Annotated in this window: 10 protein-coding genes and 1 pseudogene; 6 read left to right on the top strand and 5 right to left on the bottom strand. The window is 71.0% G+C overall.

The window, feature by feature from the left end; genetic code table 11:
• Positions 1 to 5 precede the first annotated feature (5 nt).
• Positions 6 to 2,081, bottom strand: coding sequence for a transketolase (tkt, locus tag ACIBJB_RS16285; RefSeq protein WP_398930883.1), 2,076 nt, complete (start codon positions 2,079 to 2,081; stop codon positions 6 to 8).
• Positions 2,082 to 2,227: 146 nt separating this feature from the next.
• On the opposite strand from tkt, the gene ACIBJB_RS16280 reads away from it, so the two are divergent.
• The 5 genes from ACIBJB_RS16280 to ACIBJB_RS16260 all read left to right on the top strand — a co-directional run bounded on the left by ACIBJB_RS16280 (position 2,228) and on the right by ACIBJB_RS16260 (position 6,906).
• The gene (locus ACIBJB_RS16280) at positions 2,228 to 3,142 is read left to right on the top strand and encodes an AraC family transcriptional regulator (RefSeq protein ID WP_398930881.1); all 915 of its coding nucleotides are present in this window, start codon (positions 2,228 to 2,230) and stop codon (positions 3,140 to 3,142) included.
• A gap of 11 nt (positions 3,143 to 3,153) precedes the next feature.
• Positions 3,154 to 3,537: a VOC family protein gene (locus tag ACIBJB_RS16275; protein WP_398930880.1), complete on the top strand. Its 384-nt coding sequence runs from the start codon at positions 3,154 to 3,156 to the stop codon at positions 3,535 to 3,537.
• A gap of 152 nt (positions 3,538 to 3,689) precedes the next feature.
• Positions 3,690 to 4,580: an alkaline phosphatase family protein gene (locus ACIBJB_RS16270; RefSeq protein ID WP_398930878.1), complete on the top strand. Its 891-nt coding sequence runs from the start codon at positions 3,690 to 3,692 to the stop codon at positions 4,578 to 4,580.
• Positions 4,581 to 4,585: 5 nt separating this feature from the next.
• A complete protein-coding gene (locus tag ACIBJB_RS16265; protein WP_398930876.1) occupies positions 4,586 to 5,887 on the top strand; it encodes an MFS transporter in 1,302 nt (433 codons plus the stop codon).
• On the top strand, positions 5,884 to 6,906 hold the full coding sequence (locus ACIBJB_RS16260; RefSeq protein WP_398930874.1) for a TolB family protein: 1,023 nt from the start codon (positions 5,884 to 5,886) through the stop codon (positions 6,904 to 6,906). Before ACIBJB_RS16265 ends, ACIBJB_RS16260 begins: the two co-directional genes overlap by 4 nt.
• Before the next feature lie 56 nt (positions 6,907 to 6,962).
• Here ACIBJB_RS16260 and ACIBJB_RS16255 read toward each other — a convergent pair whose 3' ends face one another.
• Both ACIBJB_RS16255 and ACIBJB_RS16250 read right to left on the bottom strand, forming a co-directional pair.
• On the bottom strand, positions 6,963 to 8,348 hold the full coding sequence (locus ACIBJB_RS16255) for a glycoside hydrolase family 16 protein (RefSeq protein WP_398930872.1): 1,386 nt from the start codon (positions 8,346 to 8,348) through the stop codon (positions 6,963 to 6,965).
• A gap of 227 nt (positions 8,349 to 8,575) precedes the next feature.
• Entirely contained in the window at positions 8,576 to 9,385 is an 810-nt protein-coding gene (locus ACIBJB_RS16250; protein ID WP_398930870.1) for an SDR family NAD(P)-dependent oxidoreductase, read from the bottom strand.
• A 64-nt stretch (positions 9,386 to 9,449) separates the two neighbouring features.
• Here ACIBJB_RS16250 and ACIBJB_RS16245 point away from each other — a divergent pair, with 64 nt between their 5' ends.
• The gene (locus ACIBJB_RS16245) at positions 9,450 to 10,235 is read left to right on the top strand and encodes a helix-turn-helix transcriptional regulator (protein WP_398930868.1); all 786 of its coding nucleotides are present in this window, start codon (positions 9,450 to 9,452) and stop codon (positions 10,233 to 10,235) included.
• Between the two features lie 3 nt (positions 10,236 to 10,238).
• On the opposite strand, the pseudogene ACIBJB_RS16240 reads toward ACIBJB_RS16245, so the two are convergent.
• Positions 10,239 to 11,488 (bottom strand): annotated as a pseudogene (locus ACIBJB_RS16240) (Ig-like domain-containing protein).
• Between the two features lie 268 nt (positions 11,489 to 11,756).
• Positions 11,757 to 13,868 carry an MMPL family transporter gene (locus ACIBJB_RS16235; protein WP_398930866.1) on the bottom strand — a complete coding sequence of 704 codons (2,112 nt, stop codon included), beginning with the start codon at positions 13,866 to 13,868 and terminating at the stop codon, positions 11,757 to 11,759.
• Positions 13,869 to 14,000 lie beyond the last annotated feature (132 nt).

Here is a 14,000-nt window from a genome sequence, read left to right as displayed (position 1 = left end):
TCGGATCAACCACGCGCGGCGGCCACGGATTCCCGGGCTGCTGCGGCGACGTTGTCGGCGGTGAAGCCGTACTCGGCGAACAGGGTCTTCGCGTCGGCGGAGGCGCCGAAGTGTTCGAGGGAGACGATGCGTCCTGCGTCACCTACGAAGCGGTACCACGTGAGACCGATACCGGCCTCGATCGCGACACGGGCTCGCACGGACGGCGGAAGGACGCTCTCCCGGTACTCCCGCGGCTGCTGCTCGAACCACTCCACGGACGGCATCGACACCACCCGGGTGCCGACCCCCTCCGCCTCCAGCCGCTCCCGCGCGGCGACGGCGAGCTGGACCTCGGAGCCGGTGGCGATGAGGACGACGTCGGGCGTCTTTCCGGACGACTCGACGAGGACGTACCCGCCCTTGGCCGCATCCGGGTTCGGCGCGTACGTCGGCACACCCTGGCGGGTGAGCGCGAGGCCGTGCGGGGCCGGGTCGGTGGCGTGCCGCCGGAGGATCTCGGCCCAGGCGGTCGCGGTCTCGTTGGCGTCGGCCGGGCGGACGATGTTCAGGCCCGGGATGGCGCGCAGCGACGCGAGGTGCTCGACCGGCTGGTGGGTGGGACCGTCCTCGCCGAGGCCGATGGAGTCGTGCGTCCAGACGTAGGTGACGGGCAGCTGCATCAGCGCCGACAGACGTACGGCGTTGCGCATGTAGTCGGAGAACACCAGGAAGGTGCCGCCGTAGATCCGGGTGTTGCCGTGCAGCGCGATGCCGTTCATCTCCGCGGCCATCGAGTGTTCGCGGATGCCGAAGTGGACCGTACGGCCGTAGGGGTCGGCCTCCGGCAGCGGGTTGCCCTTGGGCAGGAAGGAGCTCGACTTGTCGATGGTCGTGTTGTTGGAGCCGGCGAGGTCGGCGGAACCGCCCCACAGCTCGGGGAGCACCGCGCCGAGGGCCTGGAGCACCTTGCCGGAGGCGGCACGGGTGGCGACGGACTTGCCCTCCTCGAAAACCGGGATCGCGGACTCCCAGCCCTCGGGAAGCTGGCCGGCGACGATCCGGTCGAAGAGCCGGGCCCGCTCGGGCTGCTCACCGCGCCACACGGAGATCTGCTTGTCCCAGGTGGCGTGCGCCTCCGCGCCCCGGTCGAGGGCCTTGCGGGAGTGGGCCAGTACCTCGTCGGCGACCTCGAAGGTGCGCGCGGGGTCGAAGCCGAGGACCCGCTTGGTGGCGGCGACCTCGTCGGCGCCGAGCGCGGAGCCGTGGGCGGCCTCGGTGTTCTGGGCGTTCGGGGCGGGCCAGGCGATGATCGTGCGCATCGCGATGATCGAGGGCCGCTCGGTCTCGGCCTGCGCGGACTTCAGTGCCGCGTACAGGGCGGGTACGTCGATGTCGCCGTCGGCGCCGGGCTCGATGCGCTGGGTATGCCAGCCGTAGGCCTCGTACCGCTTCAGCACGTCCTCGGAGAACGCGGTCGCCGTGTCGCCCTCGATGGAGATGTGGTTGTCGTCGTAGACGAAGACCAGGTTGCCGAGCTTCTGGTGGCCCGCGAGGGAGGAGGCCTCGGCGGAGATGCCCTCCTCCAGGTCGCCGTCGGAGACGATCGCCCAGATGGTGTGGTCGAAGGGGGACTCGCCCTCGGGGGCCTCGGGGTCGAAGAGGCCGCGCTCGTAGCGGGCGGCCATCGCCATGCCGACGGCGTTGGCGACGCCCTGGCCGAGCGGACCGGTGGTGGTCTCGACACCGGCGGTGTGCCCGTACTCCGGGTGACCAGGCGTCTTGGAGCCGTGGGTGCGGAAGGCCTTCAGGTCGTCGAGCTCCAGCTCGTACCCGGAGAGGTAGAGCTGGGTGTAGAGCGTCAGCGAGGTGTGCCCGGGGGAGAGGACGAAGCGGTCACGGCCGGTCCACTCGGGGTCCGCCGGATCGTGACGCATCACCTTCTGAAAGATCGTGTACGCCGCGGGGGCCAGGGCCATCGCGGTGCCGGGGTGGCCGTTCCCGACCTGCTGCACGGCATCCGCCGCCAAGAGGCGGGCGGTGTCGACGGCACGCCGGTCGAGTTCGGTCCATTCGAAGCGGTCCGGTGTCTGCGTGCTCATCTTCAAGAAGTCCTCGATCGGAGCGGAATAGCTGGTCTGACGCGTTCAAACTTAAAAGTCTGACTTTTACGGCGGAAGGTCGCCGTGTGTCAGCCTGTGGTGAAAGTGGGACACGGAACGCTCCAGGCAGGCGGCGTGAGAAGGACATGGCGGACAGAACGACCCAAGACTTCATCCTTGGCGGAGACGGTGACGGCGGAGTGGACGGGATCAGAACGTTCCCCTTCCCCATAGAGCTGAGCGTGGGCGGAGTCGGTATGCAGGTCGGCGCGATGGGCACCGGCCGCACCTGGCACGCGGATGCCCCGCTGGAGCGCGTGCACCGCATCGACTTCCATGTCGTGATGCTCTTCGACGGCGGTCCCGTGCGCCACATGATCGACTTCGCCGAGTACGAGGCGACGGCGGGCGACCTGTTGTGGATCCGGCCGGGTCAGGTCCACCGCTTCTCACCGACGAGCGAGTACCGCGGAACCGTGCTGACCATGCAACCGGGCTTCCTGCCGCGGGCGACGGTGGAGGCGACGGGGCTCTACCGCTACGACCTGCCACCGCTACTGCGGCCCTCCGGCGCCCAGTTGGCGGGCCTTCAGGCCGCACTGGACCAGCTGCAACGGGAGTACGAGGACACGTCGACCCTCCCGCTGAGCCTGCACACCTCCGTCCTGCGGCACTCGTTGACGGCGTTCCTGCTGCGCCTGGCCCACCTCGCGGCCAGTTCGGCCGAGGCGGGGCGGCGGACCGAGTCGACGTTCACCCTGTTCCGGGACGCGGTGGAGAAGGGCTTCGCCACGAACCACAGTGTCAGCGCGTACGCCGACGCGCTGGGCTACTCCCGCCGGACCCTGGTGCGTGCGGTGCGCGCCGCCACCGGGGAGACGCCCAAGGGGTTCATCGACAAGCGGGTCGTGCTGGAGGCGAAGCGGCTGCTCGCCCACACGGACCTGCCGATCGGGCGGGTGGGGGCGGCGGTGGGGTTTCCCGACGCGGCGAACTTCTCGAAGTTCTTCCAGCAGCACACCGAGATGACGCCGGCGGCGTTCCGGACGGAACTTCTCTAGGAGTGGACCGAATGGCCCGACTGAGAGACATCGTCTTCGACTGCGCCCACCCCGCGGCCACAGCGCGGTTCTGGGCGGCCGCGATGGACGGCTGTGCCGTAGCGCCGTACGACGACGAGGAGTTGGCGCGGCTGAGGTCCCTCGGGATCACGGACGTCGAGGACGACCCCACCGTGCTCGTCGAGTCCTCGCTGGGCGGGCCCCGGCTGTGGTTCCAGCTGGTGCCGGAGGGCAAGAGCGTCAAGAACCGGGTCCACCTGGACCTTTCCGCCGCGGACATGGAAGCGGAGGCCGAGCGGCTCGTCGGTCTCGGTGCGACGGTCCGGGACCGGTACCCGGACCACCTCATGCTCTGCGATCCCGAGGGGAACGAGTTCTGTGTGACGCCCACTTGACTCGCGCTTTGCTGTGCATGACCTGTGCGTGGGGTGATCTTTGCCCGGCGGAACCCACGGTTCGCCCGGCCTTCACGCGGACCCGGCCGGAGGCTCCTAGGGTTGCGGCGCCGCTCCCCCGAACGTCCGTCACCTCTGTCCGGAGGACAGTCATGGCCGCCGTCAAGGCACCGCAGCGCAACCGACGTTCCCTCTCCGCACTCGCCGGAGCCCTCGCCCTCACCGCCACCTCGATCGGCGTGTGGGCCGCGACGGCCTCCACCGCCGAGGCAGCCGCTCTCCCCACCCCCGACCACGTCGTGGTCGTGGTGATGGAGAACCACGCCTACTCGCAGGTCATCGGCAGCTCCAGCGCCCCCTACCTCAACAACACCCTCAAGGCGGGTGGCGCCGACCTCACCCAGTCCTACGGCCTCACCCACCCCAGCGAGCCGAACTACTACATGCTCTTCTCCGGCTCCAACCAGGGCCGCACGGACGACAGTTGTGTCGGTGTGGGCTCCATCAACAAGCCCAACCTCGCCTCCGAGCTGATCGCCGCGGGCAAGACCTGGGCCAGCTACAACGAGTCGCTGCCCAGCCAGGGTTCGACGACCTGCAGCAGCGGCAACTACGCCCAGAAGCACAATCCGTGGTTCGGCTTCTCCAACGTGCCGACCAGCACCGCGAAGACCTTCGCGCAGTTCCCGGCCGACTACACGACCCTGCCCAAGGTGTCCTTCGTCGTCCCGAACCTGTGCAGCGACATGCACGACTGCTCGGTCGCCACGGGTGACACCTGGATCAAGAACAACCTGGGCGCCTACGCCACCTGGGCCAAGACCCACAACAGCATCCTCGCCGTCACCTTCGACGAGGACAACAAGCTCTCCGGCAACCGCATCCCCACCCTGTTCTACGGGCAGCACGTCACCCCCGGCAGCTCCAGCTCCACGACCTACAACCACTACAACGTGCTGCGCACGGTGGAGGACCTGGCCGGTCTGAGCGCCCACGCGGGCAACGCCGCCTCGGCCTCCGACATCACCGGTATCTGGAACTGACGCCCGTGTACCTCGCGGACTCCCGGAGCACGGGTTCCCGCGGCACCGAGGCCGCCGCCGTCCCGGACACCCGTCCGGGGCGGCGGCCGGTCGCCGTGCCCTCCACCGTGCTGGCCCTGGGCGCGGTCAGCCTGATCACGGACGTCTCCTCGGAGATGGTCACGGCCGTCCTGCCGCTGTACGTGGTCGCGGGCCTCGGCCTGTCGCCGCTCGGCTTCGGCCTCCTCGACGGCATCAACAACGGCGTCGGCGCCCTCGTCCGACTGGCCGGCGGTCACCTCGCCGACCGGGGAGGCCGCCGCCACAAGGTCGTGGCGGGCCTCGGCTACGGCCTGTCGGCGCTGTGCAAACCGTTGTTGCTCCTCGCTCACACCCTCCCCGTGCTCGGCGCCGTACTCGCGGCCGACCGGACCGGCAAAGGACTGCGCACCGCCCCACGGGACGCGATGATCTCCCTGGCGAGCGAACCCGCCCACCGGGGAAGGGCGTTCGGCGTCCACCGTGCCATGGACACCACCGGCGCGCTCCTCGGCCCGCTCGTCGCCTTCGCCGTCCTGCGGGCCACCGTCGACGGCTACGACGCGGTCTTCGCGGTCAGCGGCTGCGTCGCCGTACTCGGCGTCCTGGTGCTGGTGCTCTTCGTGCCCGGCCGCATCACCCCGGCAGTCCCGCAACCGCCCGAGCAGGAACGGCCGTTGCTCCGGGAAGCCCTCGGGCTGCTGCGCCGTCCCGAGCTGCGCCGACTCACCGTCTGCGCGAGTCTTCTCGGCCTGACCACCGTCAGCGACTCCTTCCTGTATCTGCTGCTCCAGCGTGACGGGGACCTGCCCGCCCACCTGTTCCCGCTGCTGCCGCTGGGCACCGCCGCCTTCTTCCTGCTGCTCGCCGTGCCGCTCGGCGCACTGGCCGACCGCGTCAGCCGCCGTCGGCTCTTCCTGGCCGGCCACGGTGTCCTGCTGCTCGGCTACGGCCTGGTGCTCTCCCCGTGGCACGGCGTCCCGGCGGTGATCGCCGTCCTGGTGCTGCACGGCACCTTCTACGCGGCCACCGACGGAGTGCTCGCGGCCGCCACGGCCGGAGTCGTCCCCGCCCGGCACCTGGGCGCCGGGCAGGCACTGGTGGGCACCGGGCAGGCGCTGGCCCGGTTCGCCTGCTCGCTCGCGTTCGGCGCGGCCTGGAGCCTGTGGGGCGGGCGGACCGCGCTCGCCGTCACCGCGGCCGCACTCGCCGCCGGCGCCGTCGTGTCCGCGTTCGTCCTGCGCGGCACGGACGAGACCCCCGCCACCACCGATGAGGTGTCCGCATGACCCGAACGACCCGTCTGGTGACCCTCCTTGTCGCCGTCGTGCTGCTCGGCGCGGTCGGCACCGGATCGGTGCTGTACGCCGCCCACCGCTCGGGCATGAGGGACCAGCAGCAGGCGAACGGCCCCACCGTGCGGGCAGGCACCGTCTCGCTCCGGCCGACGGCCGAACGGCGGCTGCTGGTACGCAATCTGGCCTGGGGCCCGCACCGCGACGAGATCGCCACCGTACCCGCCGACGATCCGCAGGGCCCGCGCACCGCCTCGGGCGTGAAGTGCCTGCGCTTCCACGCGGCCGCCGGCACCGGCATCTGCCTCCAGGCCGTGCACGGCGCGCTGCAGGACACCTACCGCGCGGTGGTGCTCGACGCGCACCTGCGCGAACGCCACCGCTTCCCGGCGGCCGGCATCCCCACCCGGGCCCGGGTCTCGCCCTCCGGACACATGGTCGCCTGGACGGTGTTCGTCAGCGGGGACTCGTACGCCGGAACGAAGTTCTCCACCCGCACGGCCGTCGTCGACACCCGCACCTGGGCGATCGACGACAACCTGGAGACTTTCCACATCATCAAGGACGGCCGGACCTACCATGCCGCCGACACCAACGTCTGGGGCGTCACCTTCGCCGACGACGACCACTTCTACGCCACGCTGGCGACCGGCGGCCGGACGTATCTCGTGCGGGGCGACGTCACCGCGCGCACTCTCACCACCCTGCACCGCAACGTCGAATGCCCCTCCCTCTCACCCGACGGCACCCGCATCGCCTACAAGAAGCGCGTCAAGGGGGCCTCGCCCGACGCCCCTTGGCGCCTGTACGTCCTGAACCTGCGCACCATGAAGGAGACCGCGACCGCCGAGTCGCGCGACATCGACGACCAGGCACTGTGGTCCGACGACGACACCCTCGTCTACGCCCTCCCCGGCGACTACGGCTCCGACCTGTGGACCGTCCCCGCCGACGGCACCGGCACGGCCCGCCGCCTGATGACCTCCGTGGTCGCCCCCGCCTATCTGGGGTGACGTAACGCCGCCCCGCGAGACCGCACAGGCCTCGCGGGGCGGCGTCAACACACCGGTCAGTGACCGAAGCTGAACCAGTTCACGTTCACGAAGTCGGCCGGCTGGCCGCTGGTGAAGGTCAAGTACACGTTGTGCGTGCCGGTGACGGCGCTCATGTTCGCCGGGACCGTTCTCCAGGACTGCCAGCCGCCCGTGTCGGCGATCGAGAAGCTGCCGACCGGTGTAGCGGTACGGCTGTCCAGGCGCACCTCGACCAGACCGCTGACGCCGCCCGCCGCGCCGCTCGCCACCCGCGCGACGAACTGAGTCGCAGGTGTGGAGCCGAAGTTGACGTTCTGGTACAGAGCCCAGTCACCGTTGGCGAGGGCGCTGAGGTTCTGGCCGCCGCCCGTGTCCGTGGTGGTCTCGGCGCTCACACCGCTCTGGCTGTTGTACGACTCGGCCTGGATGGTGCTGTAGGCGTCACGGCCGCCGCTCGGCGGAGGTGTGGTACCGCTCCCACTCGCCGACAGCACCTGGACGTAGTCGACGGTCATGGGCACGCCGGACTGGGTGCCGGAGTCGAGACCGCCGCCGAACGCGTCCGGGAAGGCGCCGCCCATCGCCACGTTGAGGATGAGGAAGAAGCCGTGGTTGGTGGCGTTGGTCCAGGTCGTCGCGTCCACCTGGCCGGCGTTGACCGAGTGGTACTGGGTGCCGTCGACGAGGAAGCGGATCGTCTCGGGGCTCACCGAGCGGTCCCACTCCATGGTGTAGGTGTGGAACGCCGACTGGCAGGTCGAGCCGGGACAGGCGACGTTGTTGCCGATGCCCGTCGTCTCGTTGCACGGGCCGCCCGGGTTGGTGCCGCAGTGCATCGTGGCCCACACGCGGTTCATGCCCTGGACGTTCTCCATGATGTCCAGCTCACCGACGCTCGGCCAGTTCTGGTAGTTGCCGCGGTAGGGCGCGCCCAGTGCCCAGAACGCCGGCCAGTAGCCCTCGGCCGCGGTGCCGGTGACGTTGGGCATCTGGATGCGCGCCTCGACGCGCAGCTTGCCGCCGGACGGGGGCTGGAAGTCGGTGCGGTTGGTCTCGATACGGCCCGAGGTCCAGTTGCCGGCCGCGTCGCGGATCGGCGTGATGCGCAGGTTGCCGTTGCCGTCCAGCGCCACGTTGCTGGTGCTGTTGGTCATCGTCTCGACCTCGCCGGTGCCCCAGTGGGCGGGGCCGCCCGGATAGGAAGTGCCGGTCGCGTACTGCCAGTTGGAGGTGTTGACGCCGGTCCCGGCGGAGCCGTTGAAGTCGTCCAGGAAGACCTGCGACCAGCCGGTGGGAGGTGTGGGGGCGGAGGCGTCGGCGGGGAGGGTCGCGGCCGTCGCGAGGGCGGCGGCCAGACCGAGGGTGCTCAGCACGGCGACGAGGGCTCGCCGCCGTCTGGGTATGCCGGAGGTTTCACTCATGGGGGTGCTGCCTCTCGAGTACGGAGTGGGGGTGCGAGTGCGGGGGTGCCCTTCGAGCGCGCTCTGAGAGCGCTCTCAGAGTGCGCCCAATGTGCTCTCGGCCACTCCGGTCGTCAAGAGGTGAAACAGTGAAAGTCGCTGCGGCGCAGGTGAGTTCACCCAGTGAAGGGTGCGGATCGACGCCTCGGTCACCACCGAGGCGTCGGCCCGCACGTCCGCGGTCCGCGTCAGGCCCTGGCGGCGAGCGGCCGCCAGGCGTTCCAGGTCTCCAGTCGCCCGCGGTAGGCGGCTTCCACGACCGGATAGGGGTACGTCCCCAGGAACAGGCGCAGGGGCGGCTCGTCCGTGTCGACCAGTTCGAGGATGACCTCGGCGGTGGTCTGCGGATCCTGGGGCGCCCGGGCGCCGGCACCGGCCCGGCGGGCCTCACGGATCGGCTCGTAGGCGGCGAGGGGCTCGGCGTGCACCGCGGAGGAGCCGGACCAGTCGGTGCCGTAGGGGCCGGGTTCGACGATCGTGACGCGGACCCCGAGCGGGCCGACCTCCTGGGCGAGCGCCTCGCTCATGCCCTCCAGCGCCCACTTGGAGGCGTTGTAGAGACCCAGGGAGGGGAAGGCGGCCAGGCCGCCGATGCTGGACACCTGGAGGATGTGCCCGGCGCCCTGGGCGCGCAGGACCGGCAGAGCCGCCTGGGTCACCCACAAGGGGCCGAGCACGTTCGTGTCCAGCTGGGCGCGGGCCTGTTCCTCGGTGGTCTCCTCGACCATGCCGAACAGGCCGTAGCCCGCGTTGTTGACGACCACGTCGAGGCGGCCGAAGGCGTCGGTGGCCCGTCGGACGGCGGCGAAGGCGGCCGCCCGGTCGGTGACGTCGAGGGTGAGGGGCAGGACGCTGTCCCCATAGGTGTCGACGAGGGGCTTCAGGGTCTCGGGGCGACGGGCGGTGGCGGCCACGCGGTCGCCTCGGGACAGTGCGGCCTCGGCCCAGATCCGGCCGAAGCCGCGGGACGCGCCGGTGATGAACCAGGTCTTCTTCATGCCCTCGACCCTGCGCCTCCCACCGGACGGCAGCCAGCACCCCCGCAGGGTTACCCTTTCGGCCATGGCGGCCGACAACGCGCTCGGAGAGTTCCTCAAGGCCCGGCGGGGACGGGTCCCGCCCTCCCGTGCGGACCTGCCCGCCCACGGAAGACGCCGGGTCGCCGGACTGCGCCGGGACGAGCTGGCCCGGCTGGCCGGCATCAGCGAGCCGTATCTGACCCGGCTGGAACAGGGCGTCGACCAGCATCCTTCGCCGCAGGTGCTCGGGGCGCTCGCGCGGGCGCTGGAACTGGACGCCGACACCCGCGCGCATCTGTTCGCGCTCGCCGCGCCCGGTCCCGTACCGCCGAAGGAGACCGAAGTCGCCCCGGAACTGCACCAGTTGCTCGACGCGTGGGCGGGCACCCCGGCGTATGTGCGCAACCGGCGGTTCGAGGTGCTGGCCGCCAACAAGTGGGCCCGCGCGCTCGCGCCGATGTACGAGCCCGGGCACAACCTGGTCCGGGACATGTTCCTCGATCCCGCGGCCCGCCGGCTGTTCCCCGACTGGCCGGAGATCGCCGCGCAGACCGTCGCGGCCCTGCGCGCCGAGGCCGACCCGCGCGACCCCGTGACCGCGCGACTTGTGGCCGGGCTGGAGAGCGACGAGGACTTCCGCGGCCTGTGGGCGCGGTACGACGCGCGGCCCTCCCGTGACGAGCTCAAACGCTTCGCGCACCCGGTCGTCGGTGAGCTCGCCCTGCGGCGGCAGGCGCTCACCGTCGGGGGCGCGGAGCAGCAGGTGATCATCGTCTACCAGGCGGTCCCGGGAAGCCCCTCCGAGGCCGCCCTCGCCAGGCTCCTGTGAGGTCTAGAGCGCGCTGCCGGCCTTCCAGTCCGACCACGACAGGTTCCAGCCGTTGAGTCCGTTGGACGGCTCGACGGTCTTCTCGCCGGAGTTCTTCACGATGACGACATCACCGAGCAGGGAGCTGTCGTAGAACTTGTAGCCGTCCACCGACGTGTTGTTCGCGCCCTTGGCGTCGTGCAGGCCCACGCAGCCGTGGCTGGTGTTCCGGCTGCCGAACACCGAGCTGGCCGCCCAGTAGTTGCCGTGCACGAAGGTGCCGGAGGTGGTCAGGCGCTGGGCGTGCGGGACGTCGGAGATGTCGTACTCGTCGCCGAGGCCGACCGTCGAGGACTCCATGCGAGTCTGCTTGAACCGCTCGCTGATCACCATGATCCCGGACCAGGTGGTGTGGTCGGAGTCGCCGCCGGAGACGGGGTAGGTGGCGATCGTCTCGCCGTCCCTCTTGACCACCATCTCCTCGGTGGACAGGTCGACCGTGCTGATCTGCTCGCGGCCGATGTGGAAGGTGACGTCCTTGGACTGCACGCCGTAGACGCCGTCCGCGCCCTGGACGTCCTTGAGCCGCAGACCGAGCGTGATCCTCGTGCCGGCCGCCCAGTAGGTCTCGGGCCGGAAGTCGAGCCGGGTGTCGCTGAACCAGTGGCCCACGATCTCGACCGCGGGTTCGGCGGTCACCGTGATCGCCTTCTGGACGGCGGCCTTGTCGGACACGGCGTGCGAGAAGTTGATCGAGACCGGCATGCCGACGCCGGAGGTGGTGTTCGCCTCGGGGGTGAAGTAGCCGACGAAGGTCTCGCCGGGGGACTTGGTGGTGAAGGTCGCGGTCTGCGCGGTGCCGTCCTGTGCCGTGACCGCGACCGTGTACTGGTGCCCGAGTACGGGTTGGCCGTAGAAGTCCATGTGGTCTTCGCTTCGTTGAGCGATCCGGCCAGCGTGGAGCCGTCGTTGCCGGTCACCTTCACGGAGGCCAGGGTGCCGTCGGTCACGGTGACCTCGACGGGGGCGGCGAAGTCGGCCTTCCTGGTCCCGTCGGCGGGGGTGACCGTGATGGCCGCCTTCTTCGCGGCCGCTCGGGCGGACGCGGTCGACGTCTCCTCCGAGGCGTCCGAGGCGTCCGAGGCGTCCGCGGATCCGCTGCAGCCTGTCAGGACGACGGCCGTCGGCACGGCACCCAGGGCGGCGAGTATCCCGCGCCGGGACCACCGCTCCGGCTGTCGCTCGGACCGGTTCGATATGTGCGGGACGCCCACGGCACACCTTCCTGAGATATCCACCCTTGGGGGTGCAGAGTGCGCCTCGTACCTGGGGTGATCCTTTGAAACGGGGGGTGACTGTCTGAGATTCCGGTGAGGAGTCGCTGACACGGGACGCGCAGGTGTCGTTCTCCGACCGGGGCGTCCCGCGCGCCCAGATGGCCCCGGCCTGGCTCCCGGGCACAGGACACGGTGGCCGATCCGGGGACGCGCGCGAGGTGCCCGGCGCTCGCCGAGGGCTGCCGGGCACCGTACGCCGCAGCCGTCAGGCCTTCGTCGTCACCGTCGGCTCGGCCGCGGACGCCTCCCGCAGCCCGAACCGGTCGTGCACCCTGCGCAGCGGCTTCGGTGCCCACCAGGCGCGTCGGCCCAGCAGCGCCATGGTCGCCGGGACCAGCAGCATCCGTACGACCGTCGCGTCGATCAGCACCGCCAGGGTCAGACCGAGGCCGATCTGGAGGATGGGGGAGAACCCGCCGGTCATGAAGGCGCCGAACACGACCGCGAGGAGCAGCGCTGCGCAGGTGACGACCCGCCCGGAGCGGCGCAGCCCCGTCACCACGGCCTCGTGGTCGTCCCCGGTGCGCTGCCGGGCCTCCCGCATCCGGGCCAGGATGAACAGCTCGTAGTCCATGGCGAGCCCGAACGCGATCGACACGATCAGCGGCGGTGCGGTCAGGCTCAGCGCGCCCAGCCCCTCGGCGCCGAGCAGCCCGGCCCCGTGGCCGTCCTGGAAGACCCACACCACCACGCCGAGCGCCGCGCCCAGACTGAGCAGGGTGGTCGCGATCGTGCGCAGCGGGATCAGCACCGAGCCGGTGAAGGCGAACAGCAGCGCGAAGATGCCGGCCAGGACGGTCAGGGCCGCCCAGGGCGCCCGGTCCGCGAGCATCGCGCGGAAGTCGACCAGCCGGGCCGCGACCCCGGTCACCTCGACGGGCTCGTCGCCGCGCACGTCCCGTACCCGCTCGACGAGGCCGGTGGCCGCCGTGCCGTCCACGCTGCCGGGCGGCTGCAGTTCTACGACGGTGTTGCCGCCCGGCAGTGCGCGGGACTCGGCGTTCGGGACCAGGGCGCGGATGCGGTCGGCGGTCGCGGAGTCGGTGCCGGGCTTCAGGACGACGATCACGGGGGAGACGCCGGTGCCCTTCGGGAAGTGCGCGTCGACTGTGTCGTACAACTGCCGTGCCTCGGTACTGGAAGGCAGTTGCCGGGCGTCGCCGATGGCGATCCGCATGCCGGTCACGGGCAGGGCGAGGAGCAGCAGGGCCGGGACGACGGTGACCAGGACGGCGATCCGGCGGCGTTGCGCGAAGCGGGCGAGGCGGGCGAAGACCCGGCCCTCCTCGGTCTCGGAGCGTGCCTTCGAGGGCCGGATCCTCCCGCCGAACCTCGTGAGCAGCGCGGGCAGCAGCGTGACCGCGGCCAGCATGTCGACCACCACGACGGCGGCGACGGCCAGGCCCATGCTGCGCAGGAACACGCTCGGGAAGACCAGCAGGCCGGTCAGACTGACGGCCACGGTGAGCCCGGAGAACAGCACGGTCCGGCCGGCCGCGTCGACCGTGCGGTGCACGGCTTCCACCAGGTCTTCGGTGGACTCGCTGTGCCGTCGTTCCTCGCGGAAGCGGACCAGCATCAACAGGGCGTAGTCGACGGCGAGTCCGAGGCCGAGCATGGTGGTGACCTGGATCGCGTACACCGAGATGTCGGTGACCTGGCTGAAGGCGAACAGTCCCAGGAAGGCACCCGCGATCCCGCTCACCGCGATCACCAGCGGCAGCGCGGCGGCGCGCAGTCCGCCGAACACGACGAGCAGCAGGGCGAGGACGACCGGCAGGGAGATCAACTCGGCGTTCTTCACGTCCTCCTGGGCGCGCTCGCCGAGCTGTCGCCCGAGCAGTTCGCCGCCGCTGACGTGGACGTCGGGCGCGTCGATCCGCTTGATGGTCTCGACGGCCGAGTCCGTCGCCTCCTCCTCGGCCTCGTCGCTCAGGCCGCCCTGGAAGGTGACGGGGATGACGAGGGCCTGCCCGTCGCGGGCGGTGAGACCGGGCGTGGTGTACGGGTCCGGTACGTCGGCCACCCCGGCGATCCTCCGGACCTCGGCGACCGTCCGCTCGACCTGGGCGCGCAGGGCGGCGTCGGAGACCGGCTCGCCCGCGACGACCGCGGTGACGGACTCGCCGGTCGGGTCCACGCCGGAGAGATAGTCGTCGGCCAGGTCGGACTCGGTGCCGGGCACGTCGGGCACGTCGTCGGAGAGGTCGGCGAAGACGCCCGTACCGAGGCCGAAGCCCAGCAGCAGGAAGGCGGCCCAGAGGCCGATGACGGTCAGCGGGCGGCGGGTCGCTGCCCGGGAGAGGGTCGAGAGCACGGTCGCCTCCCGGCGGGTCGAGGAGTGATACCGCCCCCAGATTCGTGCTGCGGGCGTGATCACCGGATCGCCGGGGCGGGCGGTTTCCGGGCCTCCGCCGTACGGGTGAGACGGGGTGCCCCCTCACTCCTC

The sequence above is a fragment of the Streptomyces sp. NPDC050759 genome (assembly GCF_044456945.1).
Taxonomy (GTDB): domain Bacteria; phylum Actinomycetota; class Actinomycetes; order Streptomycetales; family Streptomycetaceae; genus Streptomyces.
Note: the sequence above shows the minus strand (reverse complement) of the source record. Positions and strands in the feature narration are given on the sequence as shown.